The sequence below is a fragment of the Streptomyces sp. NPDC001617 genome (genome assembly GCF_053596855.1).
The window spans coordinates 38440-65314 of record NZ_JBSFHA010000003.1; the positions used below are offsets into that span (position 1 = coordinate 38440).

23 protein-coding genes, 2 tRNA genes and 2 pseudogenes are annotated in these 26875 nt (G+C 69.3%); 15 read left to right on the plus strand and 12 right to left on the minus strand.

From position 1 onward, the window contains the following. Window positions 1-41: 41 nt before the first annotated feature. A complete protein-coding gene (locus tag ACWC09_RS03095) occupies window positions 42-365 on the minus strand; it encodes a DUF6344 domain-containing protein (RefSeq protein WP_450847926.1) in 324 nt (107 codons plus the stop codon). A 292-nt stretch (window positions 366-657) separates the two neighbouring features. On the opposite strand from ACWC09_RS03095, the gene ACWC09_RS03100 reads away from it, so the two are divergent. Both ACWC09_RS03100 and ACWC09_RS03105 read left to right on the plus strand, forming a co-directional pair. Beyond that, a complete protein-coding gene (locus tag ACWC09_RS03100; protein WP_003999697.1) occupies window positions 658-786 on the plus strand; it encodes a DLW-39 family protein in 129 nt (42 codons plus the stop codon). A gap of 158 nt (window positions 787-944) precedes the next feature. Beyond that, window positions 945-2231, plus strand: a complete 1287-nt coding sequence (locus tag ACWC09_RS03105; protein WP_450847928.1) for a hypothetical protein — start codon at window positions 945-947, stop codon at window positions 2229-2231. A 184-nt stretch (window positions 2232-2415) separates the two neighbouring features. Here the strand turns inward: ACWC09_RS03105 and ACWC09_RS03110 are convergent, their stop codons facing one another. Then, window positions 2416-4467 carry a protein kinase domain-containing protein gene (locus ACWC09_RS03110; protein ID WP_450847930.1) on the minus strand — a complete coding sequence of 684 codons (2052 nt, stop codon included), beginning with the start codon at window positions 4465-4467 and terminating at the stop codon, window positions 2416-2418. 151 nt (window positions 4468-4618) lie between these two features. After that, window positions 4619-5167, minus strand: a complete 549-nt coding sequence (locus ACWC09_RS03115) for a helix-turn-helix domain-containing protein (protein ID WP_450847932.1) — start codon at window positions 5165-5167, stop codon at window positions 4619-4621. A 181-nt stretch (window positions 5168-5348) separates the two neighbouring features. Between ACWC09_RS03115 and ACWC09_RS03120 the strand changes: the two genes are divergently transcribed. Then, a tRNA-Ala gene (locus ACWC09_RS03120) sits at window positions 5349-5421 on the plus strand. A gap of 624 nt (window positions 5422-6045) precedes the next feature. On the opposite strand, the gene ACWC09_RS03125 is transcribed toward ACWC09_RS03120, so the two are convergent. After that, window positions 6046-6747, minus strand: coding sequence for a DUF5324 family protein (locus ACWC09_RS03125; protein WP_450847933.1), 702 nt, complete (start codon window positions 6745-6747; stop codon window positions 6046-6048). Window positions 6748-7052: 305 nt separating this feature from the next. Here ACWC09_RS03125 and ACWC09_RS03130 point away from each other — a divergent pair, with 305 nt between their 5' ends. Together ACWC09_RS03130 and ACWC09_RS03135 are read left to right on the plus strand one after the other, a co-directional pair. Next, the gene (locus ACWC09_RS03130; RefSeq protein WP_450847935.1) at window positions 7053-7586 is read left to right on the plus strand and encodes a peptidylprolyl isomerase; all 534 of its coding nucleotides are present in this window, start codon (window positions 7053-7055) and stop codon (window positions 7584-7586) included. A 130-nt stretch (window positions 7587-7716) separates the two neighbouring features. After that, window positions 7717-8601, plus strand: coding sequence for a rhomboid family intramembrane serine protease (locus tag ACWC09_RS03135; protein ID WP_450847937.1), 885 nt, complete (start codon window positions 7717-7719; stop codon window positions 8599-8601). Window positions 8602-8870: 269 nt separating this feature from the next. Here ACWC09_RS03135 and crgA read toward each other — a convergent pair whose 3' ends face one another. Further along, complete coding sequence (crgA, locus tag ACWC09_RS03140) at window positions 8871-9125, minus strand: cell division protein CrgA (RefSeq protein ID WP_356352659.1); 255 nt, start codon at window positions 9123-9125, stop codon at window positions 8871-8873. Window positions 9126-9267: 142 nt separating this feature from the next. Between crgA and ACWC09_RS03145 the strand changes: the two genes are divergently transcribed. Genes ACWC09_RS03145 through ACWC09_RS03170 form a run of 6 tightly spaced genes read left to right on the plus strand, consistent with a single transcriptional unit; the run spans window position 9268 to window position 13600 of the window. Next, window positions 9268-10047 (plus strand): DUF881 domain-containing protein, encoded by a 780-nt coding sequence (locus ACWC09_RS03145; RefSeq protein ID WP_450847939.1) that lies wholly within the window; start codon window positions 9268-9270, stop codon window positions 10045-10047. A 23-nt stretch (window positions 10048-10070) separates the two neighbouring features. Continuing rightward, on the plus strand, window positions 10071-10793 hold the full coding sequence (locus tag ACWC09_RS03150) for a class E sortase (RefSeq protein ID WP_450847941.1): 723 nt from the start codon (window positions 10071-10073) through the stop codon (window positions 10791-10793). A 53-nt stretch (window positions 10794-10846) separates the two neighbouring features. Continuing rightward, the gene (locus ACWC09_RS03155) at window positions 10847-11008 is read left to right on the plus strand and encodes a hypothetical protein (protein ID WP_450847943.1); all 162 of its coding nucleotides are present in this window, start codon (window positions 10847-10849) and stop codon (window positions 11006-11008) included. Further along, entirely contained in the window at window positions 11005-11643 is a 639-nt protein-coding gene (locus ACWC09_RS03160; RefSeq protein ID WP_450847945.1) for an aminodeoxychorismate/anthranilate synthase component II, read from the plus strand. Before ACWC09_RS03155 ends, ACWC09_RS03160 begins: the two co-directional genes overlap by 4 nt. Next, the gene (locus ACWC09_RS03165) at window positions 11640-12836 is read left to right on the plus strand and encodes a class E sortase (RefSeq protein ID WP_450847946.1); all 1197 of its coding nucleotides are present in this window, start codon (window positions 11640-11642) and stop codon (window positions 12834-12836) included. Before ACWC09_RS03160 ends, ACWC09_RS03165 begins: the two co-directional genes overlap by 4 nt. Window positions 12837-12850: 14 nt before the next feature. Then, complete coding sequence (locus ACWC09_RS03170) at window positions 12851-13600, plus strand: class E sortase (RefSeq protein ID WP_450847947.1); 750 nt, start codon at window positions 12851-12853, stop codon at window positions 13598-13600. A 262-nt stretch (window positions 13601-13862) separates the two neighbouring features. Here the strand turns inward: ACWC09_RS03170 and pknB are convergent, their stop codons facing one another. The 6 genes from pknB to ACWC09_RS03200 all read right to left on the minus strand — a co-directional run bounded on the left by pknB (window position 13863) and on the right by ACWC09_RS03200 (window position 22034). Beyond that, window positions 13863-15869 (minus strand): Stk1 family PASTA domain-containing Ser/Thr kinase, encoded by a 2007-nt coding sequence (pknB, locus tag ACWC09_RS03175; protein ID WP_450847948.1) that lies wholly within the window; start codon window positions 15867-15869, stop codon window positions 13863-13865. Window positions 15870-16038: 169 nt separating this feature from the next. Further along, complete coding sequence (locus tag ACWC09_RS03180; protein ID WP_450847950.1) at window positions 16039-17526, minus strand: peptidoglycan D,D-transpeptidase FtsI family protein; 1488 nt, start codon at window positions 17524-17526, stop codon at window positions 16039-16041. Beyond that, on the minus strand, window positions 17523-18971 hold the full coding sequence (locus ACWC09_RS03185) for an FtsW/RodA/SpoVE family cell cycle protein (RefSeq protein ID WP_450847952.1): 1449 nt from the start codon (window positions 18969-18971) through the stop codon (window positions 17523-17525). Before ACWC09_RS03185 ends, ACWC09_RS03180 begins: the two co-directional genes overlap by 4 nt. A 27-nt stretch (window positions 18972-18998) precedes the next feature. Then, a complete protein-coding gene (locus ACWC09_RS03190) occupies window positions 18999-20573 on the minus strand; it encodes a Stp1/IreP family PP2C-type Ser/Thr phosphatase (protein ID WP_450848285.1) in 1575 nt (524 codons plus the stop codon). Window positions 20574-20671: 98 nt separating this feature from the next. Next, window positions 20672-21187 (minus strand): FHA domain-containing protein FhaB/FipA, encoded by a 516-nt coding sequence (locus tag ACWC09_RS03195; RefSeq protein WP_450847954.1) that lies wholly within the window; start codon window positions 21185-21187, stop codon window positions 20672-20674. A 10-nt stretch (window positions 21188-21197) separates the two neighbouring features. Beyond that, entirely contained in the window at window positions 21198-22034 is an 837-nt protein-coding gene (locus tag ACWC09_RS03200) for an FhaA domain-containing protein (protein WP_450847956.1), read from the minus strand. A 476-nt stretch (window positions 22035-22510) separates the two neighbouring features. Between ACWC09_RS03200 and ACWC09_RS03205 the strand changes: the two genes are divergently transcribed. Then, window positions 22511-22597 (plus strand) — tRNA-Leu (locus tag ACWC09_RS03205). Between the two features lie 90 nt (window positions 22598-22687). Here the strand turns inward: ACWC09_RS03205 and ACWC09_RS03210 are convergent. After that, a pseudogene (locus ACWC09_RS03210) lies at window positions 22688-23803 on the minus strand (ABC transporter permease); the annotation flags it as partial. Here ACWC09_RS03210 and ACWC09_RS03215 point away from each other — a divergent pair. The 3 genes and pseudogenes from ACWC09_RS03215 to ACWC09_RS03225 all read left to right on the plus strand — a co-directional run. Beyond that, window positions 23792-24625: pseudogene (locus tag ACWC09_RS03215) on the plus strand (sensor histidine kinase); the annotation flags it as partial. The pseudogenes ACWC09_RS03210 and ACWC09_RS03215 overlap by 12 nt on opposite strands. Before the next feature lie 17 nt (window positions 24626-24642). Further along, window positions 24643-25257: a response regulator gene (locus ACWC09_RS03220; RefSeq protein WP_450848287.1), complete on the plus strand. Its 615-nt coding sequence runs from the start codon at window positions 24643-24645 to the stop codon at window positions 25255-25257. 157 nt (window positions 25258-25414) lie between these two features. Then, window positions 25415-26827 carry a DUF2252 domain-containing protein gene (locus ACWC09_RS03225; RefSeq protein WP_450847958.1) on the plus strand — a complete coding sequence of 471 codons (1413 nt, stop codon included), beginning with the start codon at window positions 25415-25417 and terminating at the stop codon, window positions 26825-26827. Window positions 26828-26875: the final 48 nt, after the last annotated feature.

Consider the following 26875-nt stretch of genomic DNA (forward strand, 5'->3'; position numbering starts at 1 on the left):
GTACTTCAGGTACTTCAGGAACTTCAGGTACTTGAGGTCCTTCAGGCGGGGTCGGACTGCTCGGTCGCGTCGTCCGTCGTCTCGTCGAGGGGGCGGTGCCGGCAGCTGGGGGACTTGCCGTGGGCCTCGGCGCGGATGCGCTGCTTCATCGTGGGGGGTAGGGCCCTGGCGTGGGACCAGACCCAGTGGTGGGAGGGTGTCGGCGGCGTCACGTGGCGCGCGGCGTTGCTGGTGCTGTCGCCGGTAGCCCCGGTCTGCGCCACGGCGGCGGTGGCGGTGGTCGTGACGAGTCCGAGCGCCGAGCAGAGCGCGAGCAGGGCGGTGACGAAGGCGGTCCAGAGCTTCATCAGCTGGTTGCGAGCCATGTTCCCTCACTTTCGGGTTGGGCGATTTGCGTACTTTCCTCATGATGTGTATGGAGGTCGCGAAGTGGTGGACCGACGCCCGTGGCGCGTCGATCTTCAGATGAACACCACACGAATGGGTGTAAAGTCTGAAGAAAGCCGCCAAAGGGATAATTTGGAGTAACTGCTTCCGCTTCTACTGCGTTGTCGGGAGCGGGAGTTGGGGCCGCACGCAGGTCACCGATCGATATCGGTCGGTGTGTATAGTCGGGCGCCAGAGGTCCCCTACGTCAAGGAAAGACGAGGTCGCGCGGTGAAGAAGCTTCTCCTGGTCGCACTGGCCGCCATCGGCGGGCTCCTCGTGTACCGCCAGATCCAGGCGGATCGCGCCGAGCAGGATCTGTGGACGGAGGCGACCGACTCCGTGCCCACGGGTTCCTGAGCACCGATACCGATTCTGAACAAACCCCGACCGTACGTACGGTCGGGGTTTCGCGTTCCGGTTGCCGTGTTGCGCGATCCAAGGATGATGTGCGCCGCCGCGGGGCAGGATGGGCGTCGGTCCCGTGGCCCGGGCGACGACGAGGGGTGGCGCGAGAGATGAGATGGCGTAAGGCGGCGTTGCTGTGCATATCGGCGCTGCTGCCGCTGTCAGGGCCGACCGGGCCCGCTATGGCGGCCGACGCCTCGTCCCCCTCGTCCTCCTACGCCTTCGCCCCGGACGCCCAGGGCGTCGAGGGCGCGACGGGGGCAGCGGACGCGGAACTCCTCGAGGCCGGCAAGAACTACCGGAGCTCGCTCCCCAGCGCCGCGAAGCGCTACTACCGCCTCGACCTCGACGCCTCCTCCAACGCCTATGTCTCCGTCACCGCCGTCCCGCGCACGGACGCCCGGCTCTCCGTGGCCGACGGCATCAAGGTGACCGTCCAGAACACCGAGAGCCACACCTGCTCCACCGACAGCGCCACCTTCGGCACGTCCGGCAGCCCGCACCCCATCACGGCACTGGGGGCACGCACCACCTCCCCGCGCACTCCCGTGTGCGCGGACGGCGGCACGTACTACGTGGTCGTCGAACGCGTCGGTACGGCGGACTCCGCTCCCGGCGACTGGGACCTCGAGCTCACCACCACGACCGAGCCGGGCCTGACGGGCGACGGCGCGACGAACACCCCCCAGGCCTGGAACTCAGCGACCCCCACGCCCCTCGCCGGCGAGGCAGAAACCCGCACGGGCGGGGGCGGGTTCGCCAGGGCCGCCCCCGTGGGCCAGGGCGTCTGGCGCACGCCCCTCTCGCCCGGCCGGACGCTCTTCTACAAGGTCCCCGTCGACTGGGGCCAGCAGCTGTCCGCCACCGCCGAGCTGAGCGCCACCGGCGGCGACCGCAGCGGCTATGCCATCGACGCCCTCGACATGACGCTCTACAACCCCGTGCGCGGTGACGTCGAGGGCGCGAGCCGCGGCTACAACGGCAAGCAGCTGACCGCGCCCCTCGCCGCGCTGCCCCCGGTCGACTACGGCAACCGTTTCGCCGCCCTCCCCAGGGTCAGCGCCATGCGGTTCGCCGGCTTCTACTACCTCGCCGTACACCTCTCCGCCGGAATCGCCGACACCTTCGGCGACGGTCCCTTCGAGCTGACTCTGCGGGTACGGGTCGCGGGCGCCCCGCAGGACGGCCCCGCCTACAAAGGGCAGTCCGTTCCCCAGGACGCCTTCCACGTCACGGCACAGGACCGTGAGACCGCGGCGGAGGCCGGGACCGGGACCGGGGACGACGGGACGGCGATGAAGGCACTGGCCGCGGGCGGGATCGGCGCGGGGACGGTGGTGCTCGCCGTGCTGGGGGTGTGGACGGCGGCGGCACGGAGACGGGCTCGGGCGGTGTGAGAGCGCTTCAGCCGGTGGTTCTGAGGGCTTCAGCTGGAGCTTCGGCTGAAGGTCCAGGTGGGGAGCGGCGGCTCGCGAGGACTCCTGGGAGCGGTGGTTCGGGGTAGGGCCCTGACCGGGTGAGTGTTGCGCGGCTGCGGTTCAGATGCCCGCCGGTGCTGGTGACGCCGTGTCGGGCGGCGGCTCAGATGCGGGTCAGTGCCCAGAACCCCACGGCGTAGCAGGCCAGGGCCAGCAGCAGGAGGGGGATCGCCACCTTGGCCGGGGGGCCGGGGCGGCGTGCGTGGTGGCCGGTGCGGCGGTTGCGGCGCGTGACCTCTTCGGGGATTTCTTGCGCGGGATGTGGAACCTGCGGGACCTGGGCGGTGTACGAAGCAGTAGAGGGTTCGGCGAGGTGGTGGGGCACCGGCGGCATGGTCCGTGGGGAGGGCAGGACGTGCGTGGGGTCGTAGGGGGAGACGTGGGCGGGCGGAGGCTGGGTGGGCCGGGGCGGCCGGATCGGTGCCTGGGCCTGTCCTTGGGCTTGTATTCGTGGCTGTGCCTGGACCTGCTCGGGGGGCTGGGCCTCGGCGTGTGGTTGGTGGCGTGGCTCGGCGTGCCGCTCGGGCTGTGCCTCGGCATGCAACGGCGACCGCGGCTCGGCGGCGAACGGCGGCTGCGAGTGCGGGTGCTGTGGCGGTGGCTGTGGAGCGGGAGTCCGGGGGGAGGAGGCCGTGGCCTGCGGCGGGGGCAGATGGAAGCTGCCGGTGTCCGACATGCTGGGCGTGGGGGTGGGCGTGTGCGGCTCCGGCAGGGGGCCGCTGTCCCGGTGGGGGTCGTGCGGTGCAGCGGCGCCCATGGGGTACTGGCCCCCCGGGGAGGACGCGGCGCCGGTGGACGGCTGGGCCCCCCTGGGCGACTGGATGCCCTCCGGCGGCTCGGCGCCTACGGACGAGGCAGGGTCGAGGGGCGAACCGGAGCCCTCGGTGAAACCGGCACCCACACCCGACCCGAGCCCCTCGGAAGGCCCGGCACCCATGCCCCACCCGGCGCCTGCGGAGGAGGCGGCTCCCACGCCCGACCCTGCACCCCTGTCCGACCCGGCTTGTCCGGAAGGCCCGGCACCCGTACCCCACCCGGCGCTCCCCGAAGGCCCTCCACCCGTGCCCGACCAGGCACCCTGAGAGGCATCGGCCCCGTCACCCGCCCCGGCGTCCGGAGTGGAACCGGCTCCCGCGCCCGACCCGGCACCCGTTCCCAGCCCGGCGCTCCCGGAAGGGCCGGCACCCGAGCCCGACTCGGACTCGGTGCCCATGCCCGTGGGCAAGGTCCCGGTGGGCCCCGTTCTCGCCCTCACCCCCACCCCCGGCGCCCGTTTCAGAGGTCCCTCCGGGACGAACCCCGGTGGCAGTGGGCCGAGTTGGTCGAAGATCTCGATCGACTCGTCGTCGGGGCCCGGCTCCGGCAGGAGCTCCGCCGCCGCGGCGAGCGCCTTGCGCGCCCCCGTGGCCGTGCGGAACCGCGCCTCGGGATCGGGCTGCAGCAGCGACGCGACGACCTGCCAGAGCGGCTCGGGAATGCCCTTGGGCGCGCCCGGCGTCCCGTGCGCCGCGAAGTACTGGATGAGCGCCTTGGCGTCCGGCTTGGCGCCCTCCAGCAGATACAGCGCGACCAGGCCGACGGCGAACAGGTCCGCCGGGAAGTCCGGCTCCGCGCCCAGCATCTGCTCGGGCGCGAGATAACCCGGCGTCCCCACCACGAGGTTGGTCTCCGTCAGCCGCGGCTCGCCCAGCCGCATGGCGATCCCGAAGTCGGACAGCCTGAGGCGCGGCCGACCCGTACCGGTGGCCTCCAGCAGCACATTGGCCGGCTTGATGTCCCGGTGCACCACGTCCTCCGCGTGCACCGCCGCCAGACCCGACAGCAACTGGTCGAGCAGCGTGCAGACGAACGCCGGCGGCAAGGGACCGTAGTCGCCGACCAGATGGACCAGCGAGCCGCCGGCGACCAAGTCCATGGTGAACAGCACCTGGTCGTCGTCGGCCGCCCAGCTGGCCGGCGCGAGCACATGGGGGTGATCGATCCGCAGGGCCTGCTCGCGCACGAAGCGCAGCAGTGAGTGCGCGTCCCGCTGCTGCAGCACCTTGGCGGCCACATAGCGGCGGCGACGGTGGTCCCAGGCACGCCAGACGGCGCCCACCCCACCACGCCCGATCGGGTCGACCAGTTCGTACCGGCCGGCGAAGACCTCACCCATGGCTGTGCGTCGCTCCTCCCCCTTCGGCTACCCCCCTTGCTTCCCCCTCGACGAGCGATACGACTCCCCCTCGCGCCCCCCTGTTCCGGTCCCCCTCGGCCTCGACCGTGGCCCGGCCGCCGAACCCCCTTCGGCGAACCGGGCCACCGCCTCAGTTCTGGTGGGACTGGTAGTGCGCCACCGCGTCGGAGGTGCGGCCGGCGCCGTACACCCGCAGGAACTCCGCCAGTTCGGGGTGGGTCGGAGCGAGCGTGTCCGCGGCGTCGATGATGTCACCCGCGGCGGCCACGGAACGGAGCAGCGACTGGATCTCGCGGACCACCCGCTTGACCGTCGGCGCACCCGAACTGCTCGTCGTGGTCGTGGTGTTGCTGAGCACAGAGCCCCCCTGAGACTTCTTGATCTCGTCCATGCGGTCGGTGGCCTCCGCCGCGCTGACACTGCCGTCCGCGACCTGCCCCGCCAGGTCCTGCAGCAGCTGAACCCGCTGTACGACAGCCGGGTTGCCGATCTTCGCCCGCTGACCGCTCATCAGCTGCGACAGCATCGGAGCCGACAGACCGAGTACCCCCGCCAGACGAGCCTGGTTGAGGCCAAGATCGTCTATGAGCTTACGGAAGAGCGCCCCCAGCGGCTCCCCATACCAGTTCCGCTGAAGTTCCCGCGCTCTTGCGGTCGCTTCCTGCTGTGCGGCGTCCATTGCGTCTCCCCATCGCTTCCCCAAGTACTGTGGTTCGCTGTAGCGAACCACGCCGAGCATCTTACGGAGAGTGGTCGCCTGCGGGGACCCCCAATCTTTTTGCGAGATCCCGGGGGTGACCCGGTACTCTGGTCTCCGGCGCCCGCCGGGACGCGGTTCCTCCGGCCGGATGCCTCACTTCGGGGCCTTAGCTCAGTTGGTAGAGCGCTGTCTTTGCATGGCAGATGTCAGGGGTTCGACTCCCCTAGGCTCCACCCCGAAACCCCTCCGACCTCGGAAAACGCGGTCGGAGGGGTCTTTTGCGCCCTGTGCCGCGTCGACGGTCCGGCAGGGTGCGCCGGTCCGGCACCACCCGGCACACCCGAGCAGCGGCCACCGCGGACAGGGCCGTTTCCTCAACACCCGCATCTGCCGGAGAACTGCCCGAACGCCTGCCCCGCTCCCGAACTCTGCCCCGAGGCATGCCCCGAGGGCCCAACCGGTCGCAGTGACCTGCCGACCCTCCCTGAGCTGCCCCGGGGGTGATGCGCATCACGCATGCCGCCCCAGCGTCGTTGCATAAGTTTGCGCAAACAAGAGGAGCGGGGTCGGCCCGTGAAACCGTCCCCCAGGCGCCCCGGCGGGGCGCAGAGGTCGCACACATCGACGGTCGACCCCCGCGTGAGCTGGTGTAAAGGCGAAACGGCGACCGGAAGGATATGTTCCGCAAGAGGAGGTTGTGCGGAACTCGGACACCCGGGTCGTTGCAACGGCGATGTTCGCGCCGGTGCTCGCAGTGCCATCCGCGGCGATGTTCCACGTGAAACATCGCTGTGGGGCGAGAGACTCTCAAGTCTCCCGCCCCACAGCACAGTTCGGCCGGTCCGGCCCGACGGGCGTCAGTGATCCTCGTCGTGGCGCGCAGCCTCCTCCTCGGCCTCCTTGGCCTGGACCTCGGGGTCGAGGACCGACTGGCCGCTGCCGTCCACCGACGTCAGCCGGCCCGACTCCGGAACCTCCGTCGCCGCCGGCGGCTCCACCAGCCAGTCCGGGTTGGCCTGCTTGTCCCACCACTTCCAGGCGGCGAAAGCACCGCCGGCGAGCGCGCCGAGCACCAGCAGCACCTTCGCGGCACGACCGGCCCTCGCCCGCCGTTCCTGCTTACGGACCAGCTTCTGGATCTCCTTCGGCGAGACCTGACCACGCAGCGCCGCCAGTGCGGCAACACCGCGCGCGGCGGCCTCGTCCCTGACGGGCCCGGCCGCGGCCACCGCCTGCTCGATCCTCGGCCGGGAGTACTCGGCGGCCTGCCGGGCCGCCTTGCGTGTACGTACGGCAGCCTCCTGAGCGGCCTGGTCGACCTTCGGAGGCACATGTGTGAGGGCCTGCTCGATGCGGGGTGCGACATGCGCGTCGTACTGGACGCGGGCCTGATCGGCGGCCTGCGACACCTTCGGCGCGAGCCGTACGCGGGCCTCATGTGCGTAGTGCGCGGTCCTGTCCTTGGCCGTCTCGGCGTAGGGCGCCACCACTTCCGCGGCGTGCAGCACGCTGTCCTTCGCCGAACCGGTCGCGGCGCGCACGCTGTCGATGCGGGTCACGGGTTCCTCCTCCTCGGTGGCGTACGGTAATTCGACTTTCCACCCTTTTACGGATCATGCCTGCCAACGGATCGCCAGGCATGCGAGGGCGGGCATCCGGGTCATGAGGATGAATACGGGGCAACAGGAGCCTGTCGTCGACAATGCCACGGATCGCCGCCCAGCGCGCCGGTACCCGGGGGTACACGACCGGAATTCCCGCAAGCGGACACGCCGGATGTCCGCCGGGAACCGGGGGCCGGGCGACGCGGAGCGCGGAGCGTGCGAGGATCGGGGGATCACAGGAAGACAACGGAAGGCAGATCGTGGCTGAGCAGCTTTACGCCACCCTGAAGACCAACAACGGCGACATCGAAGTCCGGCTCCTGCCGAACCACGCGCCCAAGACGGTCCGGAACTTTGTCGAGCTCGCCCAGGGCGAGCGTGAGTGGACCAACCCCGCCACGGGCGCCAAGTCCACGGACAAGCTCTACGACGGCACGGTCTTCCACCGGGTGATCAGCGGATTCATGATCCAGGGCGGTGACCCGCTGGGTAACGGCACCGGCGGCCCCGGCTACCAGTTCGAGGACGAGTTCCACCCGGACCTCTCCTTCAACAAGCCCTACCTGCTGGCCATGGCCAACGCCGGTCCGGGCACCAACGGCTCGCAGTTCTTCCTCACCGTCGCCCCCACGACGTGGCTGAACCGCAAGCACACCATCTTCGGCGAGGTCACCGACGCGGCCAGCCAGAAGGTGATCGACGCCATCGCCACCACCCAGACCAACCCCCGCACCGACCGCCCGGTCAACGACGTCGTCATCGAGTCGGTCGTCGTCGAGACCCGCGAGGGCTGAGACCAGCGAGGGACGGGACCCACAAGGGCCGAGTCCCCGCACGGCAGGAACCAAACGCCCCGCTCATCCGTAAAGATGGGCGGGGCGGTGCATTTCTGCACGGCACCCGTACGACGACCAAGGGGATGTCATGGACCACGCGGCAGGCAGCTCGCAGGACGCCCAGAGCCTGCCCGGCTGCTACCGCCACCCCGACCGCGAGACCGGCATCCGCTGCACCCGCTGCGAACGCCCGATCTGCCCCGAGTGCATGGTCAACGCCTCTGTCGGCTTCCAGTGCCCCGAATGCGCCCGCGGCGACTCCGCCACCGGGCCCGCGCCGGCCGCGTCCCGCCCCCGCACCATCACCGGCGGCACCGTCACGGCTGACCCGCGCCTGCTCACCAAGATCCTCGTCGGGATCAACATCGCCGTCTTCATCGCGGTACACGTCCGGCCCTCGCTTCTGAGCGACCTCGTCCTCATCGGCGAGTGGCCCCCGGCCCCCTTCAAGGCCACCCAGGGAGTCGCCGCAGGCGAGTACTACCGCATGGTGACCTCGATGTTCACCCACCAGGAGATCTGGCACATCGGCTTCAACATGCTCAGCCTCTGGTGGCTGGGCGGCCCCCTCGAAGCCGCCCTCGGCCGCGCCCGCTACCTCGCGGTCTACTTCACCTCGGGACTCGCGGGCAGCGCCCTGGTCTACCTCCTGGCCTCTCCCACCACGACCACGCTCGGCGCCTCCGGAGCCATCTTCGGACTGTTCGGCGCCACCGCGGTCCTCATGCGCCGGCTCAACTACGACCTGCGGCCGATCATCGCTCTGCTGGTGATCAACCTGATCTTCACCTTCAGCTGGAGCGGCATCTCCTGGCAGGCCCACATCGGTGGCCTCGTCGGTGGCCTCGTCACCGGCTACGCGATGGTCCACGCCCCCCGCGAGCGCCGCGCCCTCGTGCAGTACGGCACCTGCGCGCTCGTCCTGGTCGTCGTCGTGGTGATGACCCTGCTCAGGACCGCTCAGCTCACCTGACGTACCCGGTTGTCCACAGCGGGTGTCGAATCTTGTGCATGGCGTGCGGGAACAGCTGTGCCCCCTGTCACTGACCAGTGTTTCCGCAGGTCAGGCAGGGGGCGAACAGGCTTGCGAAGATGAGTGTGACAGTCGTACCGGTGTCAACGCCCGACTAGTTATCCACAGATCGTCGTTCTTTATCCCCAGGGCCTCTGTGGATATTTTTCGAGCTGTGGATAACTCAGCGGATACCCCTGGGCAGAGCTATGTCCACCGGGGCGCAGCGCTTACTTCCACTGCGTGGAGACACCGAATCCGGCGGCGATGAAGCCGAAACCGACCACGATGTTCCAGTTGTCCAGGCTGTCGATCGGCAGTGAACCGTCGGTCACATAGAAGACGACGATCCAGGCGAGCCCGATGATGAACATGGCCAGCATCACAGGCGCGACCCAGGCGCGGCTGTTCAGCTTGATCGCGGTCGCCTGCTTCGACGGCGGCGGCGTGTAGTCGGCCTTCTTGCGGATACGTGACTTCGGCACGAGGGTCTCTCCTGTCGATGCGCTGCGTGGCCGCGCAGGGAACTGTGGCTGGCTCCGGGGCAGCGTACAAGGGGACTCTTAGCGCTCCCCCGGGCGTCCGTTAGCGTAGTGCTTCCGCGGCGCCGAAGGAGATAAGGGTACGTTGAGCAATTCTGCCGACTCCCCCCAGGCCGGATCCAGTCCTGCCCCAGGGCGCCGTTTCCGGCCCGTGCGGGTGCTCACGGTGGCCGTCTTCGCCCTCGCCGGGCTCATCTTCTTCACCAGTTTCAATACGGCCAAGGGCACCAATATCCGCACGGACACGTCGCTTCTGAAGCTTTCCGACCTCATCCAGGAGCGCAGCCGCAAGAACAAGGGGCTGGACGACTCCAGCGCGTCGCTGCGCCGGGACGTGGAGGCCCTGGCCGAGCGGGACGACGGCAGCAGCAAGGCGCAGGACGAGAAGCTGGCGGAGCTGGAGAAGAAGGCGGGCACACAGAAGCTGAAGGGCACGGCGATCACCGTCACACTCAACGACGCCCCGCCGAACGCCACCGCCAAGCTCCCCGGCTATCCCGAGCCGCAGCCCGACTACCTGGTCATCCACCAGCAGGACCTGCAGGCCGTGGTGAACGCCCTGTGGCTGGGCGGTGCCAAGGGCATCAAGGTCATGGACCAGCGGCTGATCTCCACCAGCGCCGTGCGCTGCGTGGGCAACACGCTGATCCTGCAGGGCCGGGTCTACTCGCCGCCGTACAAGATCACGGCGATCGGCGACCCCGACAAGCTGAACAAGGCTCTGTCGGACTCCACGGCGATCCAGAACTACATGGTCTACGTGAATGTCTACGGTCTCGGCTGGAAAGTGACCCACGACGGGACGGTGACTCTGCCCGGCTACTCGGGCACAGTGGATCTGCACTACGCCCAGCCCGTGGAGTGAACTGAGCCGTTCAGGAGCTGCCGGTGCGCGTTGTCGTCAGGACGGTCAGCGAACTGTGCATCACCGTCGGGGCGCTGATCTGCCTCTTCGTCGTGTACGTGCTCTTCTGGACCGGGGTGCGGGCGGACGGGGCGATGAACCACCAGATCGATGTGCTGCACGATCAGTGGGCGAAGCGGACGGCGGCGCCGAAGTCGACGGCCGGGAGTACGGCGGGGAGTACGGGTGGGGGTACGGGCAGGAGTTCCGCCGCTCCGGCCATGCCGGCGCCGTACGCGGCGGGGAAGCCGTTCGCGATCATGTACATCCCGCGGCTTGGTTTCACGTGGAACAAGCCGGTGCTGGAGAACACCGCGGTGAACACCCTGAAGAAGGGGCTCGGGCACTACGCCAACACCGCGCAGCTCGGGCAGGTGGGGAACTTCGCGGTGGCGGGGCATCGGCGTACGTACGGCGATCCGTTCGTGGACTTCCCGAAGCTGCGGCCGGGGGACGCAGTGGTGCTGACCGACGGGACGACCTGGTACACGTATCGGATCGACAAAGGGCCCTACAAAACCGTTCCCACGGACATTGAGGTGATCGACCCCGTGCCACGTAAGTCGGGGTACACGCGCGCGGGTCGATATCTCACGCTGACCACGTGCGATCCGGAGTGGGGGCACAGCCATCGGCTCATCGTGTGGGGGCATCTGGACAGCACACAGCCTGTGGACGAAGGCAAACCGGCGGCGTTGCGCCGCTAGTCTGGTGCGAGTACGGCGTGAGTCTGGTGCCGTGATGGAACGGAAGGGACGGCATGTACGGCTGGATCTGGCGGCATCTGCCGGGGAACGTGTGGGTGAGGGCGCTGATCTCGCTCGCGCTCGTCCTACTGGTGGTCTATGTCCTCTTCCAGTACGTCTTCCCGTGGGCCGAACCGCTGCTGCCCTTCAACGATGTGACGGTGAACAACCAGTGAGCGCGCGCATTCTCGTCGTGGACAACTACGACAGCTTCGTCTTCAACCTGGTCCAGTACCTGTACCAGCTGGGCGCCGAGTGCGAGGTGCTCCGCAACGACGAGGTGTCGACGGCGCACGCCCAGGACGGCTTCGCCGGTGTGCTGCTGTCGCCGGGTCCGGGGACGCCGGAGGAGGCGGGGGTCTGCATCGAGATGGTGCGGCACTGCGCGGCGACGGGTGTCCCGGTCTTCGGTGTGTGCCTGGGCATGCAGTCGATGCAGGTGGCGTACGGCGGTGTGGTGAACCGTGCCCCGGAGCTGCTGCACGGCAAGACCTCGCTGGTGGAGCACGGGGGCAAGGGCGTCTTCGCGGGCCTGCCGACGCCCTTCACGGCGACTCGGTACCACTCTCTCGCGGCCGAACCGGAGACGGTTCCCGCCGAACTCGAAGTGACCGCCCGTACGCACGACGGGATCATCATGGGGCTGCGGCACCGTGAACTCCCGGTCGAGGGTGTGCAGTTCCACCCTGAGTCGGTGCTGACCGAGCATGGGCACCGGATGCTGGCCAACTGGCTGGTGGAGTGCGGGGACGAGGGTGCGGTGGCGAGGTCGGTGGGGCTCGCCCCGGTGGTGGGCAGGGCCACGGCGTGACCGCACTGCGCCCCGAGCGCGAGTCCGACGCCTTGTACGGGCAGGAGCCCTACGAGGCGTCCGGTGCGTTCGAGGAGTGGGCCGACGGTTCGGGCGGGTCTGCCGGGCAGGGTGAGTGGTCCGTCGGGCAACAGGGCGGCCCGGTCGGGCACGTTGGTCACGTTGATCAGGCGAGTCAGGTCGGTCCGGTCGGGCAGCAGGACGAGTGGGCGGTCGGGCAGCAGGCGACCGATCCGACGTTTCTGCCACCCATCGACGAGGAGACGGTGGCGCTGCGGATACCGGATCCGCCGCCCGGAGCCTCCCTGTCGCCGTCTGACGCATCGGGAGTCACATCTGCCACTGGAACCCCGACGGGTGGTCGAGCGGCCCGGAGAAAGGCCGCCAAGCGCCGTCATGGGCGCCATGGGGGCGCGCACGCGGCGTCGGAGTCCGCCGAGGCCTCCGAATCCGCTGATTCCGCCGCCTCGGACGCTCCGCTGTCCCGTGTCGAGGCCCGTCGGCAGGCTCGTGCGCGCAAGCCCAGCGCGGGTGTTCTGGCGAGCCGGGCGATCGGTGAGGTGTTCATCACCACCGGTGTGCTGATGCTGCTGTTCGTCTCCTACCAGCTGTGGTGGACGAACGTGCGGGCGCACGCGCAGGCGGACAAGGAGACCAGCAGTCTGCAGAAGGACTGGGCGAGCGGGAAGCGTGCACCGGGGGAGTTCGAGCCGGGGCAGGGCTTCGCGATCCTCCACATTCCCAAGCTGGACGTGGTCGTGCCGATCGCCGAGGGCGTCAGCAACAAGAAGGTTCTGGACAAGGGCATGGTCGGGCACTACAGCGAGGGCAAGTTGAAGACGGCGATGCCGTCGGCGAAGACGGGCAACTTCGCGCTGGCCGGCCATCGGAACACGCACGGTGAGCCGTTCAGGTACATCAACAGGCTCAAGGCGGGCGACGAGGTCGTCGTGGAGACGCAGGACGAGTACTACGTCTACAAGATGACGTCGATGCTGCCGGTGACGGCGCCGAGCAACACGAGCGTGATCAGTCCTGTGCCGCCGCAGTCGGGTTTCACCGGACCGGGCCGCTACATCACCCTGACCACCTGTACGCCGGAGTACACCAGCAAGTACCGGTTGATCGTCTGGGGCAAGATGGTCGAGGAACGGCCGCGCAGCAAGGGCAAGCCGGATGCGCTCGTCCAGTAAGGGCAGATGAGACTGTGGCAGCGACCACCGACGACACACAAGAGGAAACCGACGCGCCGACGGTGCCTCCGGCCGGCCGCCGGCGTGGCACGGGCCGTATCGCCATGGCGGTCAGCGTCTTCGGCGAGCTCCTCATCACGGCGGGCCTGGTCCTCGGCCTCTTCGTCGTCTACTCGCTCTGGTGGACGAACGTCGTCGCCGACCGGGCCGCGGACAAACAGGCCGACAAGGTCCGTGACACCTGGGCCCAGGAGCCGAGCGGCCCCGGCGCGCTCAACACCAAGAACGGCATCGGCTTCCTGCACGTCCCCGCCATGAAGAACGGCGAGGTCCTGGTGGAGAAGGGCACGTCGACGGAGGTCCTCAACGAGGGCGTGGCCGGCTACTACACGGACCCGGTCAAGGCGATGCTCCCCATGACAGGCAAGAAGGGCAACTTCACTCTCGCCGCCCACCGGGACGGCCACGGGGCGAAATTCCACAACATCGACAAGCTGAAGAAGGGCGACCCGATCGTCTTCGAGACGCGGGACAAGTGGTACGTCTACAAGGTCTACGACGTCCTGGACGAGACCTCGAAGTACAACGTGAAGGTCCTGTCCCAGGTCCCCAAGGAGTCCGGCAAGAAGACGGCCGGCCACTACATCACGCTGACCACCTGCACGCCGGTGTACACGTCTCGGTATCGGTATGTGGTGTGGGGAGAGTTGGTGCGGGTGCAGAAGGTGGACAGCAAACGGACGCTGCCCAAGGAACTGCGGTGACTGAGCTCCTTGCGGGATGGTCTCTTTCGATCAGGCGGTGCCTGCTCCAGGATCTTCAGCGGCTCCCCGGCGCTCCACTCCTCCAGCGTTTCTGATGGTGAGGTAGAGCGCGTACCTCTTGCACTGGACGACGAGGCGACGCCCATCGGATGTTCGGTGGGGCAGCTTTGGAGACATACGAGAGCCCCGGCGAGACATTCGAGAGCCCCGGCACCCTGTGTGAACAGGGGCCGGGGCTCTCGGTGTTGTGGGCGGTGGTGGGTCAGTTCTCCGTGCGGTACGCGGTTCCGGTGACGCCTCCGAAGAAGTTGGTGCCGCCGTTGTTTCCGCCGTTGTTGCCGCCGTTCTGTACGGCGACGAGGTTGACCGAGGTGCCCTGGTTGACCGTGCTGCCCTGGCTCGGGTCCGAGCTGAGGACGATGGCGTTGTCGTCCTGGGAGCCCTGGATGTTGCCGACCTGGAGGCCCGCCTGCTGAAGCGCCTGCTTGGCGTTCTTCAGGGTCTGGCCCTGGATGTTCGGGACCTGGACCTGGGTGTCCTGCTTCTGGCCGATGTTGAGCTGGACCGCGGTGTTCTTCTTGACCTGGGTGCCGATCGTCGGGTTGGTCGAGATGACCTTGCCGTCCTGCGAGTCGTCGGTGGTGGGCGTGTTGACGCAGTTGCCGGTCAGGCCGACGTCCGAGAGTGCGGACTTTGCGTCGTCGCAGCTCTGGCCGGAGACGTCCGGTACCGCGACCGTCTCCGCGGCCTTGGCGATGGTGAGGGTGATCGTCGAACCCTTCTGCACCTGCTTGCCGCCGATCGGGTTCTGGTCGAGGACCTGGTTCGCGGTCTCCGTGGACTCACGGGTCTTCGTCTCGACCTTGAACTGGTAGTCGTCGCCCTCGAGCTTCGCCTTGGCGTCGTCGAGGCTCAGGCCGATCACGCTGGGCACCTGGACCTTCGGGGCGCCGGTCGACACCACGAGGTTGACGGCCTCGCCCTTCTTGAGGTTCGTGCCCTTGCCCGGGTCCTGGGAGCAGACGTTGCCCTTGGTCTGGGCCTCGCAGGGCTGCTTCTTGACCGTCCCCACCTTGAGGTCGATGTTCTTCAGCTGGTTCTCGGCGTCGGCCTGGGCCACGCCGACGAGGTTGGGCACCGACACCGTGTCGTCGGCGGCGTTGTTGCCGCTGAACGCCCACTTGCCGATCAGGATCGCTCCGACCAGGACCAGGATGCCCGCCACGACCAGCAGGATCGTGGAGGTGTTGGACTTCTTCTGGCGGCGCCGGTCGACGCGGTCGTCGTAGCCGTAACCCCCGTCGTCCGGGTTCATCGGCGGCAGCATCGACGTGGCGCCGGCGTCCGTGGAGCGCAGGGCCGTGGTCGGCTGGTCGTCGGGGTAGGCGCCGTAGCCGACCGAGCCCATGGCCGCGGTGGCCGCGACGGGCTGGCCGTCGAGGCAGGCCTCGATGTCGGCGCGCATCTCGTCGGCGGACTGGTAGCGGTAGTTGGGGTCCTTGACCAGTGCCTTGAGGACGATGGAGTCCATCTCGGGCGTGATCTCGGGGTCGAAGACCGACGGCGGCTGCGCTTCTTCGCGTACGTGCTGGTACGCGACGGCGACCGGGGAGTCGCCGACGAAGGGCGGGCGGACCGTCAGGAGCTCATAGAGCAGGCAGCCCGTCGAGTACAGGTCGGAGCGGGCGTCCACCTGCTCGCCCTTGGCCTGTTCCGGCGACAGATACTGCGCCGTGCCGATGACCGCCGAGGTCTGCGTCATCGTCATGCCGGAGTCGCCCATGGCGCGGGCGATGCCGAAGTCCATGACCTTGACCTGGCCGTTGCGGGTCAGCATGACGTTGGCCGGCTTGATGTCGCGGTGGACGATGCCACTGCGGTGGGCGTACTCCAGGCCCTGGAGGATGCCGATGGTCATTTCCATCGCGCGCTCGGGCAGGAGTTTGCGGCCGGAGTGGAGCAGCTCGCGAAGCGTCGAGCCGTCTACGTACTCCATGACGATGTACGGGATCGAGACCCCGTCGATGTAGTCCTCGCCCGTGTCGTAGACCGCGACGATCGCGGGATGGTTGAGCGAGGCGGCCGACTGGGCCTCCCGGCGGAACCGGGCCTGGAAGGACGGGTCGCGCGCGAGGTCCGCGCGCAGCGTCTTCACTGCCACGGTGCGGCCGAGCCGGGTGTCATGGGCGAGGTAGACCTCCGCCATGCCACCGCGGCCGAGCACCTGGCCCAGCTCGTACCGGCCGCCGAGGCGACGCGGCTCTTCCATAGCTTCCTACCAGCCCTCTCCGTCGGTCCCGACCGACACGGGTGTGTGGTCGGAGGCTGCCGTCCGGGCCTACCGTACCCGGCTGGGTTTGTGTGACCTGTCCAAGTGCGTCAGCCGATACAGGACCGGTATCGCAACGTGCACCGATGTGAAGGCGACGTGAGCGGGGTCACTTCTTGGAGCCGATGACCGCCTCCATCACGCTCTTCGCGATCGGGGCGGCGAGGCCGCCGCCGGAGATGTCGTCGCGGTTGGCCTTGTCGTCCTCGATGACCACGGCCACGGCGACCGGCGAGCTGCCGTCGCTGAGCTTGGCGTAGGAGATGAACCAGGCATAGGGGTTCGCGCTGTTCTCCACGCCGTGCTGGGCGGTACCGGTCTTGCCGCCCACGGTGACACCGTCGATCTGCGCACGCGTACCCGTGCCCTCCTTGACGACCGTCTCCATCATCGACTGCAGGATCTGCGCGTTCTTCGCGGAGAGGGGCTGGCTGAGCTCCTCGGGGTCGGTCTGCGAGATCGTGTCGAGGTTGGACGACTGGAGCTTGTCGACCATGTACGGCTTCATCAGCTTGCCGTTGTTGGCGACCGCGGAGGCGACCATGGCCATCTGCAGCGGGGTCGCGGCGGTGTTGAACTGGCCGATCGAGGACAGCGCGGTCTGCGACGGGTTCATGTTGTCGGAGAAGACCGAGGCACTGGAGCGGACCGGCGTGAACTGCTCCGCGTCGAAGCCGAACTTCTTCGCCTCGGCCAGCATCTTGGCGTTGCCGAGGTCGGAGCCGATCTTGCCGAACACGGTGTTGCAGGAGTAGCGAAGAGCGATCCGCATCGTCGCGTTCTTGCAGGGGATGCTGCCCTCGTTCTTCAGCTCGGTCCGGGTGCCCTTCATGATGTAGGGCAGCGGCGAGTCGGTGTTCTCGTCGGCGGAGTTGTACAGCCCGTTCTCCAGCGCGGCCGCGGCGGTGACCACCTTGAAGGTGGAGCCCGGCGGGTAGGTCTCGCGCAGGGCCCGGTTGAGCATCGGGTCGTTGGTGTTGTTCTTCTTCTGGAGCGCGATCCAGGCCTTGGAGTCCGTGGACGTGGAGTTGCCGGCGAAGGTGGAGGGGTCGTACGAGGGGTACGAGGCCAGTGCCAGGATCTTGCCGGTGGACGGGTCGATCGCGGCGACGGCGCCCTTGCCGCCCTGGGCCTTGAGGCCGTTGTAGGCGGCCTTCTGCGCGGCGGCGTTGAGGGTGGTGACGACGTTGCCGCCCTGCTTCTCCTTGCCCGTGATCATGTCGAGCGTGTTGCGGAAGAAGAGGCGGTCGTCGGTGCCGGAGAGGATGCCGTCGTCGATGCTCTCCAACTGGGTGGCGCCGAAGGCCTGTGAGGCGAACCCGGTGACCGGCGCCCACATGGGACCGTTCTTGTAGGTGCGCTTGTACTTCAGGTCGTTGAGGCCGCTGGTGCTGGTCGTGGTGGACCCGGTGATGGGGTCACCGTCGACGATGATGTCGCCGCGCGGGGTGGAGTAGCGGGCGATCGTGACACGGCGGTTCAGCTTGTCGTCCTTCAGGCTGTCGGCCTTGACGTACTGGAGCCAGTTGTCCCGGACGAGCAGGGCGAGGACGAGCAGGCCGCAGAAGATGGCGATCCGGCGCAGGGGCTTGTTCATGACGGGCGGACCACCTGGGTCATCTCGGCGTCGGGGTTCATGGCGGGCGCGGGCGCCGGCCGGCGCGCGGTGTCGCTGATTCTGATGAGGATGCCGATGAGGGCCCAGTTGGCGATGACGGAGGAACCTCCGTACGCCAGGAACGGCATCGTCATACCGGTCAGCGGGATCAGCCCCATGACGCCGCCCGCGACGACGAAGACCTGGAGGGCGAAGGCGCCGGAGAGGCCGACGGCGAGCAGCTTGCCGAAGGGGTCGCGGGCGGCGAGGGCGGTGCGGATACCGCGCTCCACGATCAGGCCGTAGATCAGCAGGATCGCCATGAGGCCGGCCAGGCCCAGCTCCTCGCCGAAGGTGGCGAGGATGAAGTCGGAGTTGGCGGCGAAGCGGATCAGCTCGGAGTGGCCCTGGCCCCAGCCGGTGCCGAGAGTGCCGCCGGAGCCGAAGGCCCACAGGGCCTGCATGGCCTGCTCGGAGTGGAGGATGCCGTCGTGGCTGCCGGACTGGCTGAGCTTGTACTCGTGCAGCGGGTTGAGCCAGGCCTGGACACGGGTCTGGATGTGCGGCTCGAAACTCGCCACGCCGACGGCGCCGACCGCGGACATCAGCAGACCGAAGACGATCCAGCTGGTCCGCTCGGTGGCGACGTACAGCATGATGACGAACATTCCGAAGAACAGCAGCGACGTACCGAGGTCGGTCTCGAAGACCAGGATGAGGATCGAGATCATCCAGACGACGATGATCGGGCCGAGGTCGCGGCCACGCGGCAGGTACAGGCCCATGAAGCGGCGGCTGGCGAGGGCGAGCGCGTCCCGCTTCACCATCAGGTAGCCGGCGAAGAAGATGGCCAGCACGATCTTTGCGAACTCACCGGGCTGGATGGTGAAGCTGCCGACCTGGATCCAGATCTTGGCGCCGTACACATTGGCGCCGAGGCCCGGGACCAGTGGGAGCAGCAGCAGGACCAGCGCGCCCGCCATGGAGATGTAGGTGTAGCGCTGCAGGACGCGGTGGTCCTTGAGGAAGATCAGCGCGACGACGAACAGGGCGATGCCCAGGGCGGTGTAGATCAGCTGGTTGGTCGCCTTGCCGCCGGCGACTCCGATGGACTGCAGCAGCTTGGACTGGTCGAGGCGCCAGATGGCGACGAGGCCGAGTCCGTTGAGGAGCGTGGCCAGGGGCAGCAGCAGGGGGTCCGCGTACGGGGCGAACTTCCGTACGACGAGATGGGCGACGCCGGCGAGCAGACCGAGGCCCAGACCGTAGCCGAGCAGACCGGCCGGCACCTTGTCGTCGATGGCCAGGCCCACGTTGGCGTAGGCGAACACCGGGATGACGACGGCGAACACCAGCATGGCGAGCTCGGTGTTGCGTCTGCTCGGTGCACCGATGGCGCCGATCGTGGACGTGTGGTGCGTCGGTGTGTTCGTAGTACTGCTCATCGTGTGACGGGGCCTCTCACGGCTTGCCTACTGCTTACCGCACATCGAGACGACCTTCTGCTCCTCCTCCGAGAGGCTGGGGCCGGGGCTGGGAGTGGCGGTGGTCGCGGACGGGTTCGGGCTCGGGGACTTCGACGGCGTCGACGATGGCTTCGGTGACGACGTGGCCTTGGACGTGACAGAGGTGTGGGTGGTTCCCGTGGTGCCACCGGCCTCGCCCTGACCGGTCTTGGAGTTCTGCTTGGACTCGGCCGCCTGCTGCTCGGACTGCTTCTTGCAGGCGGAGGCCTGCACGGCCAGCTCGTCGACCTTCTGCCGGGCGTCCTTGAGGCCGCCCTCGGCGATGGTGCTCTTGACCTGCTTCTGCTGGTAGGGCGGCAGGTACTTGAGTTCGATCTCGGGGTGGTCCTTCTCGACCTTCGACAGGGACACCCAGGCCAGGTCCTGGCTGATGCCCCGGTAGAGGGCGACATGCGTGCCGTTGGTGCCGACGTAGTACTGGGTCTGCGTCCAGCGGTAGCCGCCGTAGAGTCCGCCGCCGATGACGGCGAGGGCGAGGACGCTGTAGAAGGATCTCTTCAGCCATTTGCGGCCCTTGCGCGGCTTGACGAAGTCTTCGTCGGTGTAGTCGCCGAAGCTGCCCGCCGGGATGTAGCCGGTGGTGTCGCCGGAGCCGGGCGGCCCGAACTCGCCGCCTCCGCCCTGTCCGGGCACCTGCCGGCCGAGGCCGGAGGCGCGGCCGGCAGGGGTCTCCATGAAGCCGGGGTCGTGCAGGTGGTTCTGGTTCTCGGCGACGGCGCCGACGACGACCGGGGTGTCGGAGAGCTGCCCGGCGAGGGTGTCTCCGGTGTCCAGGTCGAGGACGTCGGCGACGATGACGGTGATGTTGTCGGGGCCGCCGCCGCGCAGAGCGAGCTGGATGAGCTCCTGGACGGTCTCCTGGGGGCCCTGGTAGCTGGCGAGGGTGTCCTCGAGGGTCTGGTGGGAGACGACGCCGGAGAGGCCGTCGGAGCAGATCAGGTAGCGGTCGCCGGCGCGGACCTCGCGGATGGAGAGGTCGGGCTCGACGTGCTCGCCGCTGCCCAACGCCCGCATGAGGAGGGAGCGTTGGGGGTGGGTGGTGGCCTCTTCCTCGGTGATGCGGCCCTCGTCGACCAGGCGCTGCACCCAGGTGTGGTCCTGCGTGATCTGGGTGAGGACGCCGTCGCGCAGCAGGTACGCGCGCGAGTCGCCGACGTGGACCAGGCCGAGGCGCTGGCCGGTCCACAGGAGGGCGGTGAGCGTGGTGCCCATGCCCTCCAGCTGGGGGTCCTCCTCGACCATGGCGCGCAGCTGGTCGTTGGCGCGCTGCACGGCGGTGCCGAGGGAGGTGAGGAGGTCGGAGCCGGGCACGTCCTCGTCGAGGGCGACGATGGTGGAGATGGCCTCGGAGGAGGCGACCTCACCCGCGGCGGCGCCGCCCATGCCGTCGGCGATCGCGAGCAGGCGCGGGCCGGCGTATCCGGAGTCCTCGTTGCCCTCGCGGATCATGCCTTTGTGCGATCCGGCGGCGAAGCGCAGTGACAGACTCATGCGCACCTCGCCCGTCGGCTCCGGGTACATCCGCACGGTGCCCACCCTCCGGTCGGGAGCGCGTCGGGGCCGTGGATGTCGGCCGCCGCTGCGTGCTCGCTCCGCTCGCGCTCTTTCATGACGTAGCACTACTTCCGCAGCTCGATGACTGTCTTGCCGATGCGGATCGGCGCGCCCAGCGGAATCGGCGTGGGGGTCGTGAGCCGGCTCCGGTCGAGGTACGTGCCGTTGGTGGAACCCAGGTCCTCGACGATCCAGTTGCCGTCGCGGTCCGGGTAGATCCTGGCATGGCGGCTGGAGGCGTAGTCGTCGTCCAGCACGATCGTGCTGTCGTGCGCCCGGCCCAGGGTGATCGTCTGGCCCTGGAGCGCGACGGTGGTGCCGGTGAGGGTGCCCTCGGACACGACCAGCTTGGTGGGGGCGTTGCGGCGCTGGCGCCCGCCCGTGGCCTGCTGGCGCTGGGGCGGCGGTGCCGCCTGCTGCCGGGCGGCCTGCTGTGGCCGGTTGGCCTCGCGCCGTGACCCGCGCTGGGTGACACGCGTACCGAACAGGTCGCTGCGGATGACCTGCACGGCCACGATCACGAACAGCCACAGTACGGCCAGGAAACCCAGCCGCATGACCGTGAGGGTCAGCTCTGACATTGCCCCCGCTTCACCCTTCGGCTTGCCGGTAAATGATGGTGGTGCTGCCCACGACGATCCGCGAGCCGTCGCGGAGCGTAGCGCGGGTGGTGTGCTGCCCGTCCACCACGATGCCGTTGGTGGACCCGAGATCCTGGATCGTCGAGGGCGTTCCGGTCCGGATCTCACAGTGCCGGCGGGATACGCCGGGGTCGTCGATCCGCACGTCGGCTTCGGTGCTGCGGCCCATCACCAACGTCGGGCGGGAGATCTGATGGCGGGCGCCGTTGATCTCCACCCAGTAGCGCATCCGCACACCGGCCGCCGGGGCGGCCGGGGCCGACTGGAGATAGGGCGCGGAGCCGCGGGGGCCTCCCGGCGGCGGTGCGGCCGGCATGGGCGGGGCGGCGGCGGGCGGATAGCCGTAGCCGCCGGGCCGGCCCGCGGCCGGGGGCGCCGCCGGAGCGGCTCTCCCGGGGGCCTGCTGGTTGGTGGAGGAGGCGAGCGTACGGCTGCGCACCCGGTACAGGCCGGTGTCGAGGTCCTCGGCCTTCTCCAGGTTGACCTTGATGGGGCCCATGAAGGTGTAGCGCTGCTGCTTGGCGTAGTCGCGCACCATGCCGGCGAGCTCGTCGCCGAGCTGGCCGGAGTAGGGGCTGAGGCGCTCGAAGTCGGGGGCGCTCAGCTCCACGATGAAGTCGTTGGGTACGACGGTCCGGTCGCGGTTCCAGATCGTCGCGTTGTTGTCGCACTCGCGCTGGAGCGCGCCTGCGATCTCCACGGGCTGGACCTCGGACTTGAACACCTTGGCGAAGGTGCCGTTGACCAGACCTTCGAGGCGTTGCTCGAACTTCTTCAGGACTCCCATGGGGCACCTCCTCCGTCGTTGCCACTGTGTCGTGCCTGGTACTGCTTACTGATCGTATCCACGCGCCGGTGAATCGGCTGGTTCCCCCTGTCGGCCCCGTCGACGGGTGTCGACGACTGTCGAAAGTTCCCTCCGGAAGTTCCCTCCGAAGCTCCCCTTCGAACTCGTCCCTCGAACTCCTTCTGCCCAGGATCGTAGAGGCGGCCGCAGACAAGTGTCCCGCACCTGACTGTGGACCTGACCCGGCTCCTGGGGAGACGGGCCGTACCGGTACGAGGTTGATACGAGAACCGGCACTCCCTGATACGGAACGCACGACTCCGAGCGCGGGTCGGCCGGCGACCGGTTCGCACGACCTCCCTGGTCGGCGGCTGCCCCGTGGAAAGCGATGTGAACCCACCCCGGCCAGCGTGCTAATGTTCTGCGTGTCGGAAGGCGCCAAACCCAAGGGGGACGGGGCCGGAGACACACCCAATGCGCGGGTGGCGGAATAGGCAGACGCGCTGGATTCAGGTTCCAGTGCCCGCAAGGGCGTGGGGGTTCAACTCCCCCCTCGCGCACCAGCCGGAAGCCCCCAGGTCCCAGACCTGGGGGCTTCCGCGTTGTCCGGGGCGGGGGGTGTCGGGTGTGAGGTCTTTCTCACGTGAGCCCGGTCACCGGGCGCCGACCCGTTCCCCTGGTCGGCGCCGCAGGGCGAGGGCGGCGGGGGCCACGGAGAACATCACGGCGAGCACCGCGCAGGCGCCCACAGCCGCTCCGAGCTGCGCCCACGGGATCAGAACCGGGCTCCACACCGACAGCAGGCCGAGAGCGCTCCACAGGCCCAGCAGATCGAGCGCGGTGGCCGACAGCCCCAGCACCCCGCCGACCGTGACCACCGTCAGCGCCTCGGCGCCGACCAGGCGCAGCACCTGCCACCGGGTGGCCCCGGCCAGCCGCAGCACGGCCAGGTCGCGGACCCGGTCGGAGGTCGCCATGACCATGGTGTTGGCCAGGGAGATGCCGGTGTAGAGCAGGGCGATGCCGAGGACCAGCAGGAAGCCGTACCGGGTGGTCCGGTCGGTCTTCGGGTAACTCGCGCGCACCCACTGCTCCTTGGTGAGGACGTGCCCGCCGACCGCGCCGACCGTGTTCCGCAGCGCGGCGGCCACGGTGGTGGCGTCGGCGCCGTCCGTGAGGGCCACGTCGACGCGGTCCACGCGCGCGCCGGGGGCGTTGGCCGGGGTGACGTAGACGCCGTTGTCGCCGGTGCCGGTCGTCATGACCGCGGCGATCCGCAGGGACTTCTTCGTGCCGTCACCGAGCCACACGTCGACGCTCTGCCCGACGGTGTGCTGAGCCCACTCCTCGTTGACGATGATCGACGCGTCGTCGAGGCCGCTCACCTTCCCGGCCGCCAGCGGCAGCTCGGCCGTCCTTTCGAGCGGGCCCGGATCGGCCGCGCGGGCCTCGGACCTGACGAGGGCCACCCCGTCCTCCAGGACGTACACGGCGCTCGACGAGGTCACGGACACCTCCGCGCCCTGCACCGCCCGCAGCTTCCGCACGGTCGCCGTGTCGAAGCCCGTGTCCCCGGGCGGGGTGACCACGAAGGCGGCGGTGGTCCGCTCGCGCGTCTCGGTGGCCCTGGCCTCGTTCAGCGTGGCGGTCGCGCCGAGCAGGGAACCCGTGAGGGCGACCGTGACCAGGACGGGAGCCGCAACGGCTGCGGTACGGCGGATGCCCGCGGCCGCGTTCTCCCGCACCAGCATCCCGCCGGCGCCGGGCAGCAGACGAAGGTGCTCAAGCAGTGGACGGTCACGACATGGCCGACGGCGTGGGCGGTCGGCGTACTCGGGCTGCTGCTCCTGACGCTCGGCGGCTATGCGCTGGGTGTCCTGGCCGGGGCCAGGGCCGCGCTCACCCGTCTGCTGATCGCTTCCGGGGACGGCGAGTTGGATGCCAGGGTGGTCGAACTGAGCCGTTCCCGCGTGCGGTTGGTGGACGCCTTCGAGGCGGAACGCCGGCGCATCGAACGCGATCTGCACGACGGCGCCCAGCAACGCCTCGTCGCCCTGACCATGACCCTCGGGCTGGCCCGCCTCGACGCCCCGCCCGGCCCCCTCGCCGAGCAGCTCGCCAAGGCCCACGACCAGGCGGGCAGGGCCCTGGCCGAGCTCCGCGAACTCATCCACGGCATCCACCCCAAGGTCCTCGCCGACCACGGCCTGCCCGCCGCCGTCGCCGACGCCGCCGACCGCTCCGTGGTCCCCGTCGACGTCGATCTGACGGTGCCGGGACGGCTCGACCAGTCGGTCGAGGCCGCCGCCTACTTCGTGGTCTGCGAGGCCCTCGCCAACATCGCCAGACACAGCGGCGCCCACCGCGCCGAGGTGCGCGGCGGCCACCGCGAGGGACGGCTGCTGCTCGAAGTGCGGGACGACGGCCGCGGCGGCGCCGACCCCTCGGCGGGCAGCGGACTGACCGGACTCGCGGACCGGGTGTCGGTGCTGGATGGCAGACTCTCCCTGTCCAGCCCGACCGGCGGACCGACCTTGCTGCGGGTGGAGTTTCCTTGCGAGTTGACCGAGGGGGCCGATCGCTCCGCGTAGTACTGGCCGAGGACAGCGTGCTGCTGCGCGAGGGCCTCATCGGCCTGCTCGCCCGCTGCGGCCACGAGGTCGTCGCGGCGGTCGGCGACGCCGGGGCGCTCGTCGCCGCCGTCGAGGAGCACACCCCCGACATCGTCGTGACGGACGTCCGGATGCCGCCCGGCTTCCAGGACGAGGGCCTGCACGCCGCGATCCGCCTGCGCGAGAGCCGGCCCGCCCTTCCGGTCCTGGTGCTCAGCCAGTACGTGCAGCGGACGTACGCCGCCGAACTCCTCGACTCCGGCGACGGCACCGCAGTCGGCTACCTGCTCAAGGACCGGGTCGGCCAGGTCGAGGAGTTCGTCGACGCCCTGTGCGAGGTCGCCGACGGCGGCACGGTCCTCGACCCCGAAGTCGTACGGCAGCTGCTGCGGCGCCGCCGCGACCCGCTGGAGCGGCTCACCCCGCGCGAGCGGGAGGTCCTCGCCCTGATCGCGGAGGGCAGGTCCAACGGGGCGATCGCCCGTGAACTCGTCGTCTCCGAGGCGGCCGTGGGCAAGCACATCGGGGCGATCCTCGCGAAGCTGGACCTGCCGCCGGCCGACGGGACCCACCGGCGGGTGCTGGCCGTGCTGGCGTATCTGCGGGCGTGAGTCGGCCGGCCGGTCAGTTGTCCACAGGGTCGGTCATCCGGTCGGTGACCGGTCAGTTGTCCACAGGGTGTGACGGGTTTCGGCCACCGGCTGTACGGTCTGCACGAGTTGATGTTCATGAGTGCGTGCATACGGATGTGCGGGGGAGGCGGTCGGTGTGACTGAGGGTGTTGCGGGGGCGAGCGTGCGCCGGGTGCCCCGGGTGCGGGGATTCGCCGAGTGGCCCGTGGAGGGGTCGCCCAAGGACGAGGGCAAGGCGCTGCGCAAGCTGGTCCCGCGCCATACGCACGCGGCGCTCGACCTCGACGGCGCCCGGCCCGACGCGGTCGCCGCGATCGAGGAGTCCCACCGCGGCCGTATCCCCGAGCTCACGCCGATAAGGGCGGGCCGGATGGCGGCCACGCCGTTCGCCTTCCTGCGCGGCTCGGCGGGCCTGATGGCGTACGACCTCGCGCGGACGCCGATGACGAGGATCCGCGCGCAGATCTGCGGGGACGCGCATGCCGCGAACTTCGGTCTGTACGGGGACGCGCGCGGCGAGCTGGTCATCGACCTGAACGACTTCGACGAGACGGTCAGCGGTCCCTGGGAGTGGGATCTCAAGCGGCTCGCCGCCTCCCTGGTGCTCGCCGGCCGGGAGGCCGGCGCCGACGAGGACCAGTGCCGCAAGGCCGCCTACGACGCGACCGGCGCCTACCGCCGCACCATGCGGCTGCTGGCCAGGCTTCCGGTGCTGGACGCGTGGAACGCGATCGCGGACGAGGAGCTCGTCTCCCACACCGACGCCCACGACCTGCTCGGCACGCTGGAGCGGGTCTCGGAGAAGGCGCGAGCCAACACCAGCGGGCGCTTCGCGGCGAAGTCGACGGAGGCGACGGACGAGGGCGGACGCCGCTTCGTCGACGCGGCGCCGGTGCTGCGGCGGGTGGGCGACGCGGAGGCGGCGGCGGTGACGGCGTCCCTTGAGCAGTACGTGGAGACCCTCTCCGAGGACCGTCTCCCGCTGCTGGCGCGGCACGCGGTGCACGACGTGGCGTTCCGGATCGTGGGCACGGGCAGCGTGGGGACGCGCTCGTACGTGGTGTTGTTGCTGGACCATCGGGGGGAGCCTCTGGTGTTGCAGGTGAAGGAGTCCCGGCCCTCGGCGCTGGTACCGCACCTGGTGACCGCCGGCTTCGAGGCACCGGTCGTCGAGCACGAGGGCCGCCGGGTGGTCCTCGGCCAGAAGCGCATGCAGGTCGTCAGCGACATCCTGCTGGGCTGGACCTCGATCGACGGACAGCCCTTCCAGGTTCGCCAGTTCCGCAACCGCAAGGGCAGCGTCGACCCCGCGGCCCTGGCCGCCGACCAGATCGACGACTACGGCCGCATGACCGGTGCCCTCCTGGCCCGCGCCCACTCCCACAGCGCCGACCCGCGCCTGATCGCCGGGTACTGCGGCAAGAACGAGGAACTGGACGAGGCGATCGCCGACTTCGCGGTGGCGTACGCGGACCGGACCGAGGCGGATCACACGGAGCTGGTGACGGCGGTGCGGGCGGGGAGGGTCGCGGCGGAGACAGGGGTGTGACGGCGGAGACAGGGGCGTCAGAAGCGTCGGATCGGTGAGGAGCGTCTG